18 protein-coding genes are annotated in these 19,172 nt (G+C 45.1%); 11 read left to right on the top strand and 7 right to left on the bottom strand.

All coding sequences use genetic code 11. The features are described 5' to 3' along the window. The first annotated feature begins 48 nt into the window (after nucleotides 1–48). Entirely contained in the window at nucleotides 49–2,580 is a 2,532-nt protein-coding gene (locus tag B5D54_RS11980; protein ID WP_078926779.1) for a class I adenylate cyclase, read from the top strand. A 65-nt stretch (nucleotides 2,581–2,645) separates the two neighbouring features. On the opposite strand, the gene cyaY is transcribed toward B5D54_RS11980, so the two are convergent. Next, a complete protein-coding gene (gene cyaY, locus B5D54_RS11975) occupies nucleotides 2,646–2,960 on the bottom strand; it encodes an iron donor protein CyaY (RefSeq protein ID WP_078926778.1) in 315 nt (104 codons plus the stop codon). Between the two features lie 75 nt (nucleotides 2,961–3,035). Between cyaY and lptM the strand changes: the two genes are divergently transcribed. From lptM to B5D54_RS11940, 7 genes are all read left to right on the top strand, one after another. Next, nucleotides 3,036–3,152 (top strand): LPS translocon maturation chaperone LptM, encoded by a 117-nt coding sequence (gene lptM, locus B5D54_RS17510; RefSeq protein ID WP_407834605.1) that lies wholly within the window; start codon nucleotides 3,036–3,038, stop codon nucleotides 3,150–3,152. A 29-nt stretch (nucleotides 3,153–3,181) separates the two neighbouring features. Next, the gene (gene lysA, locus B5D54_RS11965; RefSeq protein WP_078926776.1) at nucleotides 3,182–4,435 is read left to right on the top strand and encodes a diaminopimelate decarboxylase; all 1,254 of its coding nucleotides are present in this window, start codon (nucleotides 3,182–3,184) and stop codon (nucleotides 4,433–4,435) included. 11 nt (nucleotides 4,436–4,446) lie between these two features. Beyond that, nucleotides 4,447–5,277, top strand: coding sequence for a diaminopimelate epimerase (gene dapF / locus B5D54_RS11960; RefSeq protein WP_078926775.1), 831 nt, complete (start codon nucleotides 4,447–4,449; stop codon nucleotides 5,275–5,277). 14 nt (nucleotides 5,278–5,291) lie between these two features. After that, nucleotides 5,292–5,996 (top strand): DUF484 family protein, encoded by a 705-nt coding sequence (locus B5D54_RS11955; protein ID WP_078926774.1) that lies wholly within the window; start codon nucleotides 5,292–5,294, stop codon nucleotides 5,994–5,996. Then, nucleotides 5,968–6,897: a tyrosine recombinase XerC gene (xerC, locus tag B5D54_RS11950; RefSeq protein ID WP_078926773.1), complete on the top strand. Its 930-nt coding sequence runs from the start codon at nucleotides 5,968–5,970 to the stop codon at nucleotides 6,895–6,897. The genes B5D54_RS11955 and xerC overlap by 29 nt, the downstream gene beginning before the upstream one ends. Before the next feature lie 2 nt (nucleotides 6,898–6,899). After that, on the top strand, nucleotides 6,900–7,619 hold the full coding sequence (yigB, locus tag B5D54_RS11945) for a 5-amino-6-(5-phospho-D-ribitylamino)uracil phosphatase YigB (protein ID WP_078926772.1): 720 nt from the start codon (nucleotides 6,900–6,902) through the stop codon (nucleotides 7,617–7,619). Between the two features lie 102 nt (nucleotides 7,620–7,721). Then, entirely contained in the window at nucleotides 7,722–10,235 is a 2,514-nt protein-coding gene (locus tag B5D54_RS11940) for a bifunctional diguanylate cyclase/phosphodiesterase (RefSeq protein WP_078926771.1), read from the top strand. Here B5D54_RS11940 and B5D54_RS11935 read toward each other — a convergent pair. The 4 genes from B5D54_RS11935 to B5D54_RS11920 form a co-directional block, all read right to left on the bottom strand. Continuing rightward, nucleotides 10,223–10,822, bottom strand: a complete 600-nt coding sequence (locus tag B5D54_RS11935; protein ID WP_078926770.1) for a tRNA-uridine aminocarboxypropyltransferase — start codon at nucleotides 10,820–10,822, stop codon at nucleotides 10,223–10,225. The two genes, B5D54_RS11940 and B5D54_RS11935, sit on opposite strands and share 13 nt — an antisense overlap. After that, nucleotides 10,822–12,351, bottom strand: coding sequence for a COG3650 family protein (locus tag B5D54_RS11930; protein WP_078926769.1), 1,530 nt, complete (start codon nucleotides 12,349–12,351; stop codon nucleotides 10,822–10,824). Before B5D54_RS11930 ends, B5D54_RS11935 begins: the two co-directional genes overlap by 1 nt. A 246-nt stretch (nucleotides 12,352–12,597) precedes the next feature. Beyond that, on the bottom strand, nucleotides 12,598–13,443 hold the full coding sequence (locus B5D54_RS11925) for a Cof-type HAD-IIB family hydrolase (protein WP_078926768.1): 846 nt from the start codon (nucleotides 13,441–13,443) through the stop codon (nucleotides 12,598–12,600). A 109-nt stretch (nucleotides 13,444–13,552) separates the two neighbouring features. Then, nucleotides 13,553–14,533, bottom strand: coding sequence for an alpha/beta fold hydrolase (locus B5D54_RS11920; protein WP_078926767.1), 981 nt, complete (start codon nucleotides 14,531–14,533; stop codon nucleotides 13,553–13,555). A gap of 255 nt (nucleotides 14,534–14,788) precedes the next feature. Between B5D54_RS11920 and B5D54_RS11915 the strand changes: the two genes are divergently transcribed. Beyond that, nucleotides 14,789–16,012, top strand: a complete 1,224-nt coding sequence (locus B5D54_RS11915; RefSeq protein WP_078926766.1) for an EAL and HDOD domain-containing protein — start codon at nucleotides 14,789–14,791, stop codon at nucleotides 16,010–16,012. Nucleotides 16,013–16,101: 89 nt separating this feature from the next. Here the strand turns inward: B5D54_RS11915 and B5D54_RS11910 are convergent, their stop codons facing one another. Next, nucleotides 16,102–16,572 carry a Dps family protein gene (locus B5D54_RS11910; RefSeq protein ID WP_078926765.1) on the bottom strand — a complete coding sequence of 157 codons (471 nt, stop codon included), beginning with the start codon at nucleotides 16,570–16,572 and terminating at the stop codon, nucleotides 16,102–16,104. A 227-nt stretch (nucleotides 16,573–16,799) separates the two neighbouring features. Between B5D54_RS11910 and B5D54_RS11905 the strand changes: the two genes are divergently transcribed. Further along, nucleotides 16,800–17,813 (top strand): acyltransferase, encoded by a 1,014-nt coding sequence (locus tag B5D54_RS11905; protein WP_078926764.1) that lies wholly within the window; start codon nucleotides 16,800–16,802, stop codon nucleotides 17,811–17,813. On the opposite strand, the gene B5D54_RS11900 is transcribed toward B5D54_RS11905, so the two are convergent. Continuing rightward, nucleotides 17,810–18,145 carry a DUF2500 domain-containing protein gene (locus B5D54_RS11900; protein WP_078926763.1) on the bottom strand — a complete coding sequence of 112 codons (336 nt, stop codon included), beginning with the start codon at nucleotides 18,143–18,145 and terminating at the stop codon, nucleotides 17,810–17,812. The genes B5D54_RS11905 and B5D54_RS11900 overlap by 4 nt on opposite strands. Nucleotides 18,146–18,364: 219 nt before the next feature. Between B5D54_RS11900 and B5D54_RS11895 the strand changes: the two genes are divergently transcribed. Then, a complete protein-coding gene (locus tag B5D54_RS11895; protein WP_078926762.1) occupies nucleotides 18,365–18,742 on the top strand; it encodes a DUF4145 domain-containing protein in 378 nt (125 codons plus the stop codon). Nucleotides 18,743–19,172 lie beyond the last annotated feature (430 nt).

Below are 19,172 nucleotides of genomic sequence, written 5' to 3'. Positions count from 1 at the left end.
TGAAACATAACCAAAGCGCGCATTAATGTTTCAACCAAGGAACCAACCTTGCAGGCTTACACAACGACCTTAATTCAACGATTAGACAATCTGAACCGGCAACGCACTGAGCGGGCGCTGGCGCTTATGGATTTACAAGGTCAGCGTGTTTTTCAGCTGATTCCTGCGCTTCTGCACTACAACCATCCGTTAATTCCTGGCTATTTAGATCAGCAAGTTCCCCATGGTATTCACTGTTTTGAGATGAATGCGGTTCAACAGCAATTAGTCGAAGATACCGAACTGGCGTTAGGTCAGCCGCTTCACTCCCCCAAACAGCCAATGATTTTAGGGCTCTACACCATGGGGAGTACATCATCCATCGGACAAAGCTCATCCAGTGATTTAGATATTTGGGTGTGTGTATCAGCCTCAATGGAGTGTGATGATCGAGAAAATTTAAGTAATAAGTGTTTGCTGATTACCGATTGGGCAAAAAGCCAAGGTATTGAAGCTAACTTCTTTATTATGGATGAGCAGCGTTTTCGGCATAACCGTTCCGATAAAATGACCGGTGAAAACTGTGGTTCCTCCCAGCATCTTCTATTGTTAGACGAGTTTTATCGCTCGGCGGTTCGTTTGGCCGGTAAGCGTTTACTATGGCAAATAGTGCCACCAGAGATGGAAGAGTGTTACGACGAGTATGTTGATCAGTTGTGTGCCAATCAATACATTGACTGCTCTCAGTGGATCGACTTTGGTCGTTTAAATCGTATTCCAGCCGAAGAGTATTTTGGTGCCAATTTATGGCAGTTATATAAGAGTATCGATTCACCCTATAAATCGGTACTTAAAGCCACCCTGTTAGAAGCCTATTCGTGGGAGTACCCACATACTCAACTATTAAGTATTGATACTAAACGCCGTTTTTTTGCCCATGAGCCGGATTTGTATGGGATGGACGCGTATTACTTGATGCTTAAAAAAGTGACTCGCTATCTGCTTCAGATTGGTGATCACGCTCGTCTGGATCTCGTGCGCCGCTGTTTTTATCTGAAAACCCATGAAAAATTATCACGTGAACCTCAAGCCGATTCAGTAGCGTGGCGACGCGAAGCATTAGGGCATATGGTGCATGAGTGGAAATGGGATTCGACGTTGTTGCAAGAATTAGATAACCGTCGCCATTGGAAAGTAGAGCAAGTCAAAATTGTGCATCATGCCTTACTTGATGCTTTAATGCTGAGTTATCGCAACCTGATTCAATTTGCCCGCCGTCATGATATTACCTCGGCTATCAGCCCGCAGGATATCTCGATATTAGCGCGTAAGCTGTATGCGGCGTTTGAGGTTCTGCCGGGTAAGGTCACCTTATTAAATCCCCAAATTTCACCGGATCTGCATGAAGCGGATTTAACCTTTATTGAGGTTCCGACTGGGCGTGTGAACCCTTCTGGCTGGTATCTCTATAAACAGCCTCCAGTTGCAAAACGAATGTTCAGTCAGCGTTATCTAGAGCGTAACGAATATTTGAGTAAATTGGTGGCTTGGGCTTTTTTTAATGGGTTGATCACCGAGTCGACGAATTTACATTCGGTGGTTCGCGGTGCGCACTTAGACATTGATAAGTTTTATCAGATGGTGAGTGATTTACGTAATACTTTCTCTCTTCATAAACGTCGCCCAACCATGATGGCGCTGGCCAGCCCTTGTGAAATTAGCCAACTAGCGATGTTTATTAACTTTGAAAATGATCCGACCGTGCAACTGGCCGGAAAATCGTTAAAAGTGGATTTAAAAACGCTGGATATTTTTAGTTTTGGCTGTGAGCAACAGTGTTTGGTTGGCAGTGTCGATCTGGTTTATCGTAATTCATGGCAAGAAGTGCGAACCCTGCATTTTAAAGGGGAAACCGCAATATTGGATGCGTTAAAGACCATCTTAGGCAAAATGCATCAAGACGCTTTACCACCAGAATCGGTGGATGTGTTTTGTTATAGCAAAAACTTACGCGGTGTTATGCGTAATCTGATCTATCAGCTCTTAGCCGAGTGCATTGATTTACGCCTTAAACCGGTTGAACAAGAAAAACGTCGTCGCTTTAAAGCATTACGAATCGGTAAACAGATGTACGGGCTGTTTTTTGAACGGCGAGGCGTTTCGGTACAGCGGTTAGAAAATTCGGTCGATTTTTATCGCAGCATCAGCAGTAATAAGCTGAAAGGCTCACCACTGCTGATGTTAGATAGAGAGCAGGATTACCAATTGCCAGAAGTGGTGGATGGGTTTGCCAGTGAAGGGCTTGTGCAGTTCTTTTTCGAAGACACCGAAAAAGGCTTTAATATTTATGTGTTGGATGAAGCAAACCGGATAGAGGTATATCACCAGTTTAGTGGTGAAAAAGATGAGATGATTGCCAGTGTAAATAGTTTTTACACCTCGGTGCGGGATGATAACCAAATCGCCTCTAAACTGATTAATTTTAACTTGCCACAGTATTATCAGATCATCCATCCAGAAGAGGGTGAAAGCTATGTGGTGCCTTACCGTAATGACTCCGCGCTGTATTCTCGCCCGTCTAAAGCGGTGAATGGCTATTAAGCTGATGGGCACTAAAAAGAGCACCGCTGTGCTCTTTTGGTGATCGTTGTGGGTTAAGGCCTTCGTTATTGCCAATCTATTATTTCATCGGCGTGTTTTTCGCATTCTTGCTTTACCATTTCCAGTAGCTCGACTCCAGTTTTAGAGCAAATCCACTGCTCCTCTTTCCACTGGAAATGAAACCCGCCAGATTTTGAGGCTAACCAAATCTCTTTCATGGGTTCTTGGCGGTTAATAATAATTTGGCTGCGGTCATCAAACTCTAACGTCATGACGTTACCGGATGTTTCATAATCAATATCGGCCCCAGCCTCATCAATGGCTTGTTCAATGCGTTGCATCTGACTATCCGCTTGTTGATGAAATTCAGTATCGTTCATCTTATCTATCCTATTGCTTTTCTTGATTGTGGTGCGATTATAGGAGGCATTGATTCAATAATCACGATATGCAAAATGAAAAAGTCCGTCACCGCACTGTTTTTGTTGTCTGTACTCGCTTTAGCAGGGTGTGGACAAACTGGCCCATTATACTTGCCTGATGATGCTCAGCAGAGTGAACAAAGTCAGTAGATTTAAGAATTAGATTAAGGGAAAGAATTTTGGATTACTTCAATTATCAGGAAGATGGTCAACTGTGGGCAGAAAACGTTGCTTTGTCCCATTTGGCTGAGCAATACGGCACCCCACTTTATGTCTATTCTAGAGCCACATTAGAACGACACTGGCATGCCTTTGACCGTTCTTTGGCTGGGCATCCTCATTTGGTTTGCTACGCCGTCAAAGCCAACTCTAACTTAGGTGTGCTCAATACCTTAGCCCGGTTAGGATCGGGATTTGATATTGTCTCTGGTGGTGAACTGGAGCGCGTTATCGCTGCGGGTGGCGATCCCAGTAAAGTGGTTTTCTCTGGGGTAGGTAAAACAGCCCAAGAGATGAAACGAGCATTAACACTGAACATTAAGTGTTTTAATGTTGAATCAGAGCCAGAGCTCGCGCGACTGAATGAAGTGGCGGGAGAGCTGGGTGTCAAAGCGCCCGTTTCTTTACGTATTAATCCTGATGTGGATGCAAAAACACACCCTTATATTTCTACTGGGTTACGTGATAATAAATTTGGTATTGCGTTTGAACGTGCGCCGGATGTTTACCGTTTAGCGCAAAGTTTACCCCATATTGATGTGCGTGGTATTGACTGCCATATCGGCTCACAATTGACGGAAATAACCCCTTTTATCGATGCGGCCGATCGTCTATTGGCTTTAATTGATTCATTGCAAGCCGAAGGCATTACGATTCAGCATCTTGATGTCGGCGGTGGGCTTGGCGTTGTTTACCGAGATGAGCAACCCCCTCAACCATCAGACTATGCTAAAGCACTGTTGGCGCGTTTAGAGAATCATCAGCACTTAGAGTTGATTTTTGAACCTGGGCGATCGATTGCCGCCAATGCGGGAGTGTTGCTCACACGGGTAGAGTTTCTTAAGCATACCGAACATAAAAACTTTGCCATTATTGATGCGGCGATGAATGATTTGATGCGCCCAGCTCTGTATCAAGCCTGGCAAAATATCGTGCCTGTTTCACCTCGTACAGGAGAGGCGGTTGCTTATGATTTGGTGGGGCCTGTGTGTGAAACGGGGGATTTCTTAGGGAAAGATCGTCGCTTAGTGTTAGAGCAAGGCGATCTGTTGGCGGTACGCTCGGCAGGTGCTTATGGCTTTGCGATGTCGTCTAACTACAATACCCGAACTCGCGCGGCAGAGGTGATGGTGGATGGTGACAAAACCTACCTCGTTCGTCAGCGTGAACCTCTTTCCAGCCTGTGGGCCTTGGAAAGTCTTTTGCCAGAGTAAAGTGATTCCTTATGCATTTCCATTTTTCTAAAATGCACGGTTTGGGTAATGATTTTATGGTCGTGGACTGCATTACCCAGAACGTTTTCTTCTCTCCAGAGCTGATTCGGCGTTTGGCGAATCGTCATACTGGCGTTGGCTTCGATCAACTGTTGGTGGTGGAAGCGCCTTATGATCCCGAAACGGATTTCCACTACCGCATTTTCAATGCGGATGGTAGTGAAGTTGAACAGTGCGGTAATGGGGCTCGTTGTTTTGCCCGTTTTGTGCGAATGAAAGGGTTGACCAATAAATATCAACTCAGTGTTAGCACTAAAAAAGGCAAAATTATTCTTTCCATTGAGGAAGATGATCAAATTACGGTCAATATGGGTGAGCCGGAGTTTGAACCGAGCAAGATTCCATTTCGCGCCAAACAGGCAGAAAAAACGTACATCATGCGTGTTGATGAGCAAACCTTATTTTGTGGGGCGGTCAGCATGGGGAACCCGCATGTTGTCACCGTCGTTGAAGATGTGACGACGGCAGATGTTCAAACGTTAGGGCCTTTACTGGAATCTCATGAGCGCTTTCCCGAGCGGGTTAATGCGGGTTTTATGCAAGTGATCGATCGCCAACACATTAAACTTCGTGTTTATGAACGAGGTTCGGGGGAAACTCAAGCATGCGGCAGTGGAGCTTGTGCGGCGGTTGCGGTTGGTATTGTTCAAGGTATTTTAGACCATACCGTAACCGTTCAACTGCCCGGTGGGCATTTAGAGATCCGCTGGCAAGGTCCGGGTAAACCTTTGTATATGACTGGGCCTGCTACTCATGTGTTTGATGGTCAATTATCTTGCTAAATTAAGGATGTGTTTTGTTACAACAACAGGCTGATGCTCTGACCGCTGAAGTGGTGGCCGAGTATTTACGAGATCACCCTGATTTTTTTCTCCACTACCCTCAGTTGGTTGAGTCATTGTCATTGCCTCGTTCCGATGCGGGAGCGGTTTCCCTTGTCCATATCCAGATGGCTCGACAACGGCAACGTATTGAGGAATTAGAAGAAGAAATCACGACGTTGATGTCGCTCGCGGCGAATAATGATCGAACCTTCCATGAATTTATGGCGTTGCAAGAAAAAGTGTTGCAGTGCAGTGGTTTGAGCGAGGTTTTCCGAGCCATTGAAGGCACAGCGCAACGGCTTGGGTTAACGGCCTATGTGCGTTTGATTGGCTCGCCGATGAGTGAGTATGCAATGACACAAGAGCAATGGCAGCGCTTTGCCACCAATCACTTCAATGGTAAGTCTGCTTATTTAGGGCGTTTGCGACAGGCCGATCGTCAACAACTGTTTGGTGAGCGTAGCTTGACGCCAGAAATGGGCTCTTATGTGATTCTGCCGCTAGGCGCTTCTCAGCCACAAGGGATTTTGGCCTTTGCGAGCCGTGATGGTGGGCATTTTCAACCTTGTATGGATACCTTATTTCTGCGTCATTTAGCTCTGGTGCTGTCTCATTTAATCGACTTACTCCCTTGGCAAGGTTATGAGCATGAACGAATCCATTCCCCCTCTGCCTAATGGGTTAACTCAGCCATTACTGCGTTTCTATGAATATTTACGCAGTGAGAAAGGGCTGAGTATCCACACTCAACGTAATTATCAGCAGCAGTTACAGGCAATGGCCGCGCATTTAAGCCAAATGGGGATCACTCAGTGGCAGCAAGTGGATGCCGCTTGGGTGCGTCAGCTTGCTAGTAAAGGCATGCGCGAGGGAATGAAAGCCAGTAGCCTGGCAACGCGTCTTTCTTCTCTGCGCAGTTTTTTCGATTTTCTGATTCTACGAGGTGAATTAGCCGCTAATCCTGCTAAAGGGGTCTCTGCACCCAGAAAGCAGCGCCCGTTACCGAAGAATTTGGATGTGGATGAAATGGCTCAGCTATTAGAGGTTGAGGCGGATGATCCACTCTCCATTCGTGATCGTGCCATTATGGAACTCATGTATGGTGCAGGGTTGCGGTTAGCAGAATTGGTGGCGATTAATGTTAAAGACATCAGTTTTAGCCGTGGCGAAATTCGGGTGATCGGTAAAGGGAACAAAGAGCGTAAAGCTCCGTTTTCAGGTCAGGCTAAAGAATGGGTCAGTCAATGGTTAACGGTGCGCCCGACGTTGTTAAAAGATGATGAACCCGCTCTGTTTATTTCCAAATTAGGTGGGCGTATCTCTCATCGTAATGTACAAAAACGATTGGCAGAATGGGGGCAGAAGCAGTCGGTGGCGAGCCATATCAGCCCGCATAAACTGCGTCACTCTTTTGCTACCCATATGCTGGAATCGAGCAATAATTTACGTGCCGTTCAGGAACTATTGGGGCATGAGAACATTTCGACGACACAAATCTATACCCATCTTGATTTTCAGCATCTTGCTCAGGTGTATGATCAAGCTCATCCACGAGCCAGAAAAAAAACCAAGGAGTAGGGATGCATTTTTATCGTCAGCTACAACCTATCCAAGCCATGACCTTTGATTTGGATGACACGTTATACGATAACCACCCAGTAATCCGGCATTTAGAGCAACAAATTGCTCAGTGGCTCTATCAGCATCACCCCGTGACAGCCACTCAATCCATGGCATGGTGGAACCAATTAAAGTGGCAGTTGGCTAGCGAAGATCCTTGGTTAAATCATGATGTAACACTATGGCGTTTTGAACAAATCAGACAAGGTTTACACCGGTTAGGTTATTCACCAAGTCAAGCTAAGCAAGCCGCCGAAGAGGCCATCGAAGAAGTCTTACGACTCAGAAATTTAGTCACCGTTCCGACATTAACTCACCAAGTGTTACGCTCGCTGGCACAGAAGAGGCCTTTGGTCGCAATAACCAACGGTAATGTGGATGTTGAGAAGATTGGTTTGAGTGACTATTTCCAACGGGTTTTGAAGGCGGGCCCGGATGGACGAGCTAAACCCTACCCCGATCTCTTTTGTAAGGCACGTCAGTTCCTGCAACTTCCTGCCTCAGCCATTTTGCATGTGGGCGATCATTTAGTGACGGATGTACAAGGAGCCAAAGAAAATGGGTTCCAAGCCTGTTGGTATAATGATCATGGTCACACATTACGTGCAAGTCGTGATGCAAAAGTTTTGCCGGATGTTGAGGTCAACAGTCTCTCACAACTAAGTGCACTGATTTATTGAATAAAGATTGTGATTTTTCAAGATAATCATTAACGTAGTTTTCAGATGGTATACGGTTTTATGCCGAGTGATGGCATAGTTGCAAGATGAGTTACAGGAAGTATGTTCACGACATCTTTATTCCTTTCTGAACATCAGTCGCTAAGTGACATAACATGGGATGTCGCCTCGTCTGATTCCGGCAATCAACTAATTCAACTGATTTCCAGTCAGCCGGTGGAAAACGTTCAGGTGTTAGCGGATCAGCTACTTACCCGATACCCTGATGCCCATCTGATTGGCTTTAGTGCTGACCAGATGATTCACCAAGGTGAAATTTGCCATGCGGGCACTTTGATTATGGTTAGTCATTTTGCTCATAGCCAGCTCACCACCGCCGTTCAAGTCAACACGGTGTCAGGCAAACAAGATACTGAACAGCTACTCGATAGCCTTTCTCTACAATCGAATACCCAATGTCTACTCTGTTTTGTTGCTCAAATGAAGATGGATGATCATGAGCGATTTCGTGCCTTTAATTATCTGGCTCCGGGGGTTCCGGTCGCGGGTGGGGCGGCAACTGAAACGCCTCATGGTGTCTGGGTATTGCACGGTCGGCAATTTTATGATGATGCGATGGTCTGTGTGGCGATGCATGGAGATAATCTGAATGTTCACACTGGCGCTTATACCGAATGGAATCCACTCGGACGTAGTTTCCGTGTCACGGCGGCCCAAGATAAAACGGTATGGAAGTTGGACGATACACCGATCCGTCAGGTATACAATCGCTACTTAGGGGATGGCCAGCATGTTCCATTAGAAATGCTGCATAATTTCCCGTTAATTAAAGGTGAGCTAGCGCTGCAAGATGTGTATGTTCCGCTGTATGAGGAGGAGAGCGGCTTAGTTTTTAATGAAGCTTTATCGGTGGGTGATGAAGTACGCTTCTGTTTTGACCATCCATCATTAACACTTGAGCAAGTTCAATTAGGCGCTGAACAACTGCGTCTTTTTCAGCCAGAACAGATCTTCGTGTATAACTGTACTTCTCGGCTAGATTTTATGGAAGACAATCAAGAGTTATTACCGTTTCAATCGGTGGCGTTGACCTCTGGGGGGTATTGTTCCGGGGAGCTATGGCACGATGGCCAGCTACAGCGAGTATTGCATCATAGCATGACCTATTTTGCCCTGCGTGAAGGAGAGCCAAACCCAGAGGTGCTTCCTCCCTTTCATTATGTTCGACATGATGAGTTAGCCCCACTATTTAGCTTGATTCGTAATGCGTTGGACGATTTGGACGAGATGAACCGCGATCTGTCACAAAAGATCCAAGATCAAGCTTCTTTGTTGACGGCGAGTTATCGAGTTGATCGTCGAACTGGGTTACCAAACCGCGTGGTTTTACGTGAAAAATTATTGCGTATGGCAAACCGTGAGCATTTGCTGGCATTAAAGTTAACCAACTTTAACCAAATCAATGAAAAGTATGGTTATCAAGTGGGCGATAAATTATTGCTCGATTTAACCGGCCATTTCCAAAGCTATCTTACTGAACACCTTCCTGAAAAAAGCGCTTTGTATGCGATTGGAGTTGGGGAGTGGGCTGCCATCTTAACTGTTGATGTTGGGGAAGAGATCATTCATCAAACTTTTTCCCAATTTGTTGAACAGCTTGAGCATGTCAATTTTGAGCCATTTGGATTGCCTGAAATTGATTATGTATCAGTTTCGCTTTGTGCGGGTTTAGTGAGCCGTAAAGAGTTTCCCGAGTTGGATGCTGATGATTTACTGCTCCGAGCCATCGAGGCGAGGCGCTATGCTTTTCATCGTAACCGTCATTTTTGTAGCGCGACACATTTGCGGACTCATGATCAACTCCGACAGCAGCGGCTTGGATGGTTATCATGTGTCAGTCGAGCGGTATTGGATGATAACGTATTGGTTTATGCGCAGCCGATTGTGCATGCGCACAGCCATCAACTCGCTTCTTACGAGTGCTTAGTTAGGATTGAAGATGAAGGAGAAATCATTTTACCCGGACGTTTTCTGCCCATCATTGAAGGGAGTCACCTCTATACGCGATTAAGTCGGCAGATGATTCATCGTACTTTTGAACTGATGCGAGATCGTCATGAAGATTTTTCCATTAATCTGTCACCACAAGATTTGATGAGTGAACGAACATTACAACGCCTTGAAACAGCGATTCAATCTTTGGCTCACCCTGCTCGAGTGGGGTTAGAAGTACTTGAGAATGAACAAATTAAAGACTATGGACGTATGATCGAGGTTTGTGACCATTTTCGCCGTTTAGGGGTGAGAATTATTGTGGATGATTTTGGCAGTGGTTATTCAAACATTGATGAGATCATCAAGTTGGAACCTCAGGTGATTAAACTCGATGGCAGCTTAATCCGAAATATCGACCAAGATAAGAAACAGCGAAAAATTGCTCAGCAACTGGTGAAATTATGTCAGGTGCTCAATGCCAAAACCGTGGCTGAATTTGTACACAATGAGGCGGTGTGCCAGATCAGTGAAGATATGGGGGTCGATTATTTGCAAGGCTTTTACCTAGGTCAGCCACAGAGTTTATGCTCTTTACTGAATATTCCACGTCAATCAAGGTAATTTACCAGTGCGTGGCCACTTTTATCCGCTTGCAGGGTATGCATGAAACGGTGGAGAAAAGTGTTTAACCGTTGTGCATTTTGGGGTTCATTTAGAGCGTTGAGTAAAGCGCTTCCCACTTCTAAGGTACATAAGTGTCCTACCTGTTGGTGACGTCTTAGCTGATAGCATGACTCACCTTGTGCGTTGATCTGCACATGAGGTATCGCTAACCAAGGGCTTTTACGCAACATCTTTTTAGCTTCCTGCCATGTACCATCGAGTACGATAAAATGCATTTTCTTGCCCATTCGTTGTGCATTTTGGTGTTCGAGCGTCACAGGAACACTTTGCTCACTGGGGTAGACCAAAACGGAATGATAATTTGGGCCGGCCATTCGCTGTAATAGGGCTTCGGGGGGTGACGTTCGTTGCCAAGTAAACACTGAGCAACTGGGCAGGGATTGAACTAGCCACCGCCCAGTGTTGGTCTCTCGTTGATATTCATTCTCATGGGTGAGTAGTGACAAAGACAACTCACTGGATAGCCGAGGGATAGCCGAGCATAAACATTGGTGGCGAAGGCCACACCCTGAACAAGCTTGCATTAAAGTTTGACCCCAGTTCGCGGTGATAACCCATCGGCAAACAACCGAACACCACTGATTTCATTGGCGTGAGCCGTCTTTGCTTTTTTAATACTGACTGGGTAGCTAATACCGTTATATTGCAGTTGGTGTGCCGTCACCGATTGCTCGGTATTGATAGGGAGCATCAGATCCTGCCAGCCATACTGTGAGCTTTTTCCTAACCGGAAGGGGGTCTGTACTCCATTGATACGGCTATTAAACTGCCACTCCCCATTTTTTTGCTCAAATATGAGCAAGGTGCATTGTGCTTCTTGGCACCAATCGAGCTGGACGAGCAGTTCGGGGTGTTGATTACCATTTAAATCATATTTTAACCAACGGTAATGTGTTTGGCTGGGGGTACTTTGATGCAGTGCAAAATATCGGCGTACAGCTTGGTCAACCTCTTCATCATACTCATCGCGGGAGTGAATGTGTTGGGTAGTTTCACTCAAGGTTATTTTTTCTGTTGCAGGGGGAGAACTTACTGGCTTAGCTTGGTAAAGGGTAATGCCACTATTGCTGATGGGGTACACCACATTGCCCACTTTTTCTTTGTCGGCATGGAGCTGATAACCATGACGAGTGAACACTCGCTCAGAGAGTAAATATTGCTGCTGATGTAAGGTCATGACCACTTGAACTTGATTTGGGTTGAGCTGTTGCCAGAACCCTTTTTCAACTAATTCTCGTTCATGGTTTAAATAACGGTAGCGAGTGGTCGCACTATGATCAGGGTTCAGTTCTAATGTCACTCCAAAGCCTTGCTGCTCGGTTGCGCTGGCAAAGTAGGTGCCTACCCACTCTTGTGTTGTATCGAGATTGCTGAGCACGGCGCAGCCTTGGTAGGTCTCACCGTTAAGCGTTAACGTTGAACGCCAACTGTATACATTCTGACTCATGCCATCGGTACAGGATTTTCTTTCCAACTTCAGATGACCTTGTTCAAACTGATACGTTCGGCGGTTGGCAGACAGTTGGCTACTTTGGATGGCCAGTACCTGTTTATTGCCACCGAATGGCTGAAATTCTAGCCCTTGTGGGGAAAACTGGATTGACCAAAACGGCTCATTGCCAAAGGCTCGAGTCGGTCTAGTAGGGTGTTGACACCCTTTATTATTCTCAGCACTTAATTGATTTACCTGCTGAACGACAAAACGGGCCATATAGTCGGCGTTAAATCCCGTTTGGCTTGGTGGCGTGAGATAACCAATCATTTCTCCATACAGTATTTGATAAGGGGATTGATTGAGCTTCAGAGCTTGTTGAGTCAGTTCGGGTGTCCAGTCTAACCAATATTGCTGGTTACTGCCGCAAGGGGTGAAAGAGCGAACTTCCGGTCCAACGACAACTTCCCCTCGCATAATAAAGGTTTGGGGAACGACCGTGGCTGGATTATCCAGCGTGGCATTGACTGGCACTATTTGGCTTTGGGTGGTCGGGGATGATGAACACGCTTGTAGAGCGAGTAGTGCGAGTATGGCTGCTGGGACGTTCAGCTGCTTCATGGTATCTCTTCCTCGTGACAAAAATGCAACGGACTTCGGGCATTATGGCATATCGTTGGTTTAAAACAGAACCAACGCCTGTTCTATTGACACTCTACGGACAGAAAAGGTTTCCTCTTGGGAAGGGGGCGCAATGATTAATTGGAAGAGACTGGACAGATCGAAGCAAGACGGTAATAGGGAGCAGTAAAGCGCCCGCAGGGAACCCCATCGCTCGGATGGGGGATAACAGGAAAGGGCCGCGGCTTATGCGTGACTGACTGACAGTTGTAGGTGATCTTGTAGATAGTGAGCGACCGCGTCATCAGCATTGCTACCAATGACTTCGTTATTGGGTAGCGCTCGTAGTACTTTTTCATGTGCCGTCTGCATGACTAAGCCTTTGCCAGCCATGGTGAGCATTTCAACATCATTCATTCCATCGCCAAATGCGATGCAATCAGCCAGTGACAATCCCAGTGACTCGGCGACAACCTGCAAAGCATCCCCTTTTGACACTCCCGCTCCCATCACTTCTAAACACCATGGTGTAGAAAAGGCGACGCTGACTTGTCCGGCAAAGCGTTGGTTGATCAGGGCTTCAATCTGTACGAGTTGTTCGTGATCTTTGCTTTCGTTGGTAAAGAAAATTTTTGCGACGCCGTCGGTGGGGGCATGATTCACATCGAAAACCTGATAGGTAAAGCCGGAATCTTTATGGAAGTTGCGAAGTACCTCATCTTCACGATTCAGTAACCATTCATCATTTCGGTACATATGAATGTAGATGGAATCATCGCCTTTGACTTGATCAATGATGGCCTGCACTTGTTCAGAAGGAACGTTCTTACTGTACATGACTTGGTTATGTTGATCGTGCACTCGTGCCCCGTTGGCGGTGATCATGTAGGCTGGAATCCCTGCGATTTCTCGAATTCCCGCAACATCGACATGATGACGGCCTGTCGCAAAAACGAAAGTAAAGCCTTGTTGATGAAGATCGTTGAGTGTCTGTTTGGAAAAGGCACTTAATTGATGATTGGGCGCTAACAGTGTGCCATCCAGATCGGAAGCCACAATACGAAATGGTACCGTTTTTTGTTCAGTGGTCATATAACCCTCGTTGTCGCAGGTAAGGTCGCCAAGTAAACGATCTTGGCCAAATAGTGTAAGGGATAATCCGTGAGAAAAAGAGGGTAAAAGTCTTAAGGTGCTTTTTCCCCTATTTCAATATTGGCGAATTAAAATGAGTGAATAGGGCATCTAATGCCTGATTTCGGTAGCGATCACTCTCAAACAGTAACTCATGTTTTGCACCATGAATAAGCTGAATCCGGCTATTAGGATTGGTTTTGGCGAGTTGAGCCATAAAACGAGTTTGAGAGGCATTGCTGACGATGGTATCGCATCCGGCCTGCATGAGTAAGGTCGGAATCGTTAACTGGTGGGTGTGTTTCAAGCAACGTCGGGCTGCTTTAAGCCCTTGCCACACCCAGCGAGTGCTTGGCCCACCCAATTTTAATGTTGGTTTTTGTTCATACAACTCACGAAACCACTGATAGCGAATCTCACTGTGGGTGAGTGGGTTAATGGCAAAGGGTTTTGCATAGTAAGGGCCATAACCGGGAGCATAGTGGGGAGTCCGATAGAGAAGTGTGAGTAAGCAAGAAATGGGTTCTACCATCGTCGATAGTGGCCAAGGAAGATGAATACCCAGCATCGGGGCGCTTAACGCAACCGCATCAAAAGGGTGTTCAGCATGGGTTTCTAGGTAACGGGTAGCAATGGTTCCCCCCATGGAGTGCGCCAATAAATAACGCTGTGCATAGCGCTGCAAAGGAAAATGAGGGACCAATTCTGCTAAATCACGGACATAATCGTCAAAGGTGTGAACATGGCCGATTTCTTTATCATTGAGCAGTCGATCCGATAGGCCCTGCCCTCGGTGATCAAAAGAGTAAATGTCATACCCTTGCTGAAAGAGATCATAAAACAGTTCCTGATATTTCCATACCGATTCGAGCCGTCCATTCACGACCACGATGGCTTTAGTATGTTGTGGTGCGGTCATTGAACACCAATATAATTGTGTGTTGTCTGATGTGTGGTAGTACGCCTGATGACTGTTCTGCTGCCACCATGGGGTAATCGTTTGTGATATCTGTTGTGGAAAATGGGTTTCTTGGCTGTATGTCTGTGGCATGAATTTATCTGATCTTTTTTACGGAGTTTGGCCCTCAGCGCCATGCTGAGCTTAGCTAGAATAAGCGAGTCGCTGAAAATTGCAACGAATAGAAAGCAGAGGCCGCGAGATCCCTAAATGGATATTGATTGAAGTTAAGAATTAGCGAAAAATAACCAGAGTTTGGTTTAGTGTTGAGCTATCGGTAAGGTATGATAGGCACTGCGTAAGATCTGAGAGTGATAGGGGTATAAAACAACCATGTTTGAGGGGGCGATGTATACCACCTATGTTGCAAGGCAACCGATTTTTAATGCTAAAAAGCATACACTCGGTTATGAGCTATTGTTTCGTGATGGGGAGCGAAATGCGTTTCCTAGCCAAATCGATTCTGACCGTGCAACGTATCGCTTAATTGTTGAGAACTTCCTCGCCGTGGGAACCAACCCTTCGATCGAATACTCCCGTTGTTTTATTAACTTCCCCTATAAAAGCTTGCTACGGCGCTTGCCTCTTACTTTGCCTAAAGAGCAAATTGTGGTGGAAGTGCTTGAAACTTGCCCTCCTAGTGATGAATTGTTTACCGTGATTCAAGAGTTAAGTTCGCGTGGTTACCTTATTGCGTTAGACGACTTTGTGTATAGCCCAGATTGGGAACGTTTCCTACCTTATGTGCATATTGTGAAACTCGACATTATTGAAATGGGAATTGAGCAAGCCTGCCATACTGTAGAGCAGCGACTGGCCTCGGGCAGTAAGCGACGATTTTTAGCCGAAAAGGTGGAAACACAAGAACAGTTTGATATGGCCCGCCGTGCGGGCTTTAGTTTCTTTCAAGGGTATTTTTTTAGTAAACCTCAACTCATTAAGCAGCGCTATCTCAGCCCTGAACAAGTAATTTCGATGCAGCTATTTCAAGAAGTGTGTCGGCCTAGTGTAGATTTTGAGCGAGTGGAACAGATCATAGCGCAAGATATTGCGTTATCTTATAAGTTGCTACGTTTTGTTAATCGACTTTCCCCTCGCTTGAGTGTACCTATTTCTTCCTTTCGTCAGGCTTTGGTCTATCTCGGACAAGATCAACTAAAAATCTTTGTTTCTTTGACCGTAGCCTCTTACATCTCGGTTAAAAAGCCACAAGAGCTTTATAATTTATCTCTACAGCGGGCGCAGTTCTGCCAGTTGATGGCTAAGCGCAGACCGTTTGATGAGCATAAAGAGCAGGCGTTCTTAATCGGACTATTTTCGGTACTGGATGCTTTATTAGATATGCCATTGGATAATCTGCTTGAGCAATTACCCGTCACTCAAGCGATCAAACAAGCTTTGAATAAGCGAGAGGGTCCATTTGGTGAGCTGCTAAGCTTAGAAGAGTGTTTTGAGAAGGCGGATTGGCAAGGGGTCGAAAAGCATTGTCAGGTATTGGGGCTTGCTGTGAGCGAGGTAACTCAAGAACTCAATGCGGCACAGGTTTGGAGCCAAGAGGTGAGGCGTGATTAATCGAAAAGCGGCTGACGGTAAGAGCCTGTCTTTGGGGAGCTTATACCGCCAGCCTAATCATTAATAATTATTCATTCATGGATATGGATTTATTGTAGCCAAGCATTCAGCATCCACACCAATTTTTCTTGTTCACGAATATAGTCACTCATTTGGGCACTTGTCCCTTCATCACCGACTTCAGCGGCTAGTGATAAAATAGTCCGTTGTTGAGCAATCAGTGAACTAAAACCATTCAATAAGCCTTGCATGGTGCTTTGAGCATCAGTGGCATTGGTATGTTCTTTAATCTCTGTTGTAGCGAGGTAATCACTAAAACTATGCAGAGGTTGCGCACCCAAGGTTAAGATACGTTCGGCCAATTCATCGATTTTGATTTGCAAATCAGTATAAATTTCTTCGAATTTAGCATGCAATTCAAAGAATTTTTTACCTTTAATGTTCCAGTGATAGCCACGAGTATTCATATAAAATACTTGATAGTTAGCCAATAAACGGTTCAACGATTGAGCGAGTTGTTGGCTTTGGTTGTTGTCTAGGCCGATCAGATTGGTTTTCATACACTCACCTCATTTAAGTTTTTTGAATTAAGTGGATTTCTTTGAAATCGTGTAAACATCATATGCCTCTCATGACCGACTTTAAAGGGGATTATGTGCATTGTTTCAATAGGTAATAACTATTAATCTTTGTCATAGAACAAGAGTTGACGTTGGGCTAGCGCTGTTTTTACACAAGCACCCATGAGATGGTTTATGGTCTCGGAAGATAAACAAGAGAAAGACTCATGACAAAGCGCGTAATTTTTTTTGATCTACTTCGCTGTGTGGCAGCGTTCGCGGTGATCACCATCCATGTTCTCGCACCTTATCGCTACGGATTAGGAGTGATTCCTGATGGCCAATGGATGACAGCGGTCACCCTCAATAGTGTGAGTCGCTGGGCTGTACCGGTATTCATTCTCATTTCTGGAGCCTTGATGCTCAGTGATCCTCGACCTTTTCAGTGGCGCTATTATCTACAGCGGCGGTTAGGTAAAGTTGTTATCCCTTTCTTAATTTGGTCGTTGTTCTATGCTTACCTTTCAGGTTGGAGTGCCCGAGGTTTTGACCTTGCAATGGTTTGGCGAAGCGTCGTGGCATTTCCTCAGCATGAAACCTATTACCACCTAGGGTTTTTCTATTACTTTATTCCCCTTTATTTCATTATTCCCGGTTTACATTGGTTGGTTCAACGAGTTGACGATGGGTTCTGGTATGTATGGGTGGGGGCATGGTTGCTAACCACATGGCTATATTTATGCGGTATTGAGGGGATTTGGAGCCAGCAGTGGTGGCTATTTAGTGGTTATTTACCTTTAGGTTACTTACTGTATCAAAAGTTACCCATGAATAAGCTCACGGTGTCTGTGGCCGTTGGGTTTGGCATTGCAGCGCTCGGGATAACTACGTATTCGGTTATCCATCTTAGTTTGCAAGAGGGCAGTTACACCGTCGGTCGTTGGTTATCCTATAAAACCGTGAATGTGGTTTGTGCGGCTGTGATGGTCTTTGTGGTTTGTCGAGCTTGGGCTGAAAAACTCCCGAATGCTTTGCAGACGTTTATTCGAGTCATCAGTCAGTACAGTTTAGGAATCTACTTACTGCACCCTATTTTTCTTTGGCCGATGAAAACCTATGGGTGGTATCAAGGCAATCCTCTTTGGGTTATCCCTCTGTGGGTTATGCTCAGTGGTGGTGGTGCATTAGCTGTCAGCTATTTACTCTCTCGCAGCGCTAAAACACGTTGGCTCCTTCCTTAGCGTGTTAATGCAAAATGGAGGAATTTGCGCCCTTGGTAGGTGAGTTCACCTTGATCTCCTGGGGTTAAGGCATGGAAATAGTGAGGGCCGACTTGGAACTCTCTTTTCGGGCCTAATGTCCCTTTTTGAACATAGATCCAGTATTCTTGATTTTCTTGGTCGGGTAATGGGTGTGATATTTCGATGATTTGTTTGTCTAAAATAGTGACCAAGGCGCGACGTTGTGGGGCATTTTCACCTTGCATATGGCGACGAAAAAATCGGCTAAATAGCCATAATCCAGCGATGAGTAAACTGATTAAGCTGAACAAGAGTAATAATAAAGGGGACATGGCTTACTCCAACGTAAAGGTTGTAGACAATCGTGAGTCGTATCTTATGAGCAGTTTGCTGCAATAATCGGTATAAGTTGTCATTATATAGCGATATTTTTCGGTTGATCTCACATTTCTCTATTGATATCAGGGTTTAATTGACAAGAGAGTAGCGCTTATCTTGATGAGTGGGTGAAAATACCCCAATAGCGTGAGTAGTTAAGCAAGGAGGCAGTAATGTCAGAGATAGAACAAGTTGTATTACGAACGCGAAGATTAGAAACCTTGCTTCGTCAGCAATATCATGCGCAAGGTAAGGGGTTACACCAACTGATTTCTAGTTGTGAAGAGCGTTTACCCCACAATATCATTAAAAAATTAAGATATGTTGCGACCATTCGCAATAAAATCGTGCATGAAGATCATTATCACTTAGAAGATAGGAACGCTTTTTTTAACCTTTGTCTGGAGTGTGAAAAAGAGCTGACGCCTCGTAGTGGCCGTTTTGTATGGCGAGTCGCACTCACTTTGGTGGCATTGATGACACTAGCAGCGATGCTTTTTTATTATATCCACTGGGATGAAGTATCAAAGTACCTTCCTAACTCTCTGTAAATTTACGGGCAAATGAATTTTTTTCGCAGGTAATTTCTAGTAGACAAATAAACAAAAAGGACGCGAATGCGTCCTTTTTGTTTATTTACAGATAGTTAGTAAAGTAACGGCAGTGTCATTAAGCCTACGATGACTGCAATCATTACCAATCCCTGTTTTTGAGATGAAGAAATCATAACACTGCTCCTCTGTTTGTTGTCTCATCCTGTGCTGTCAGAATAGCACTACTTTACAGCCTTGATCAAGGGGATCTATCTTAAGCTATTAAAAAAGACACTTTATGGTGACTTATCTTGATCTTTCATGAGAGTAAAGTATGAGTTATGGGCTGTTTGTTTCTTATTCTTTCTGTATTGTTTTAATTCGAATGTTTTTCAACTTGTTGATTTTTATTTGTATTTTTTAGTTAATTTAATGTTGGAATATTGTC

The sequence above is a fragment of the Vibrio cincinnatiensis DSM 19608 genome (assembly GCF_900167345.1).
GTDB classification, from domain to species: domain Bacteria; phylum Pseudomonadota; class Gammaproteobacteria; order Enterobacterales; family Vibrionaceae; genus Vibrio; species Vibrio cincinnatiensis.
This window is presented reverse-complemented; position numbering and strand designations above follow the sequence as displayed.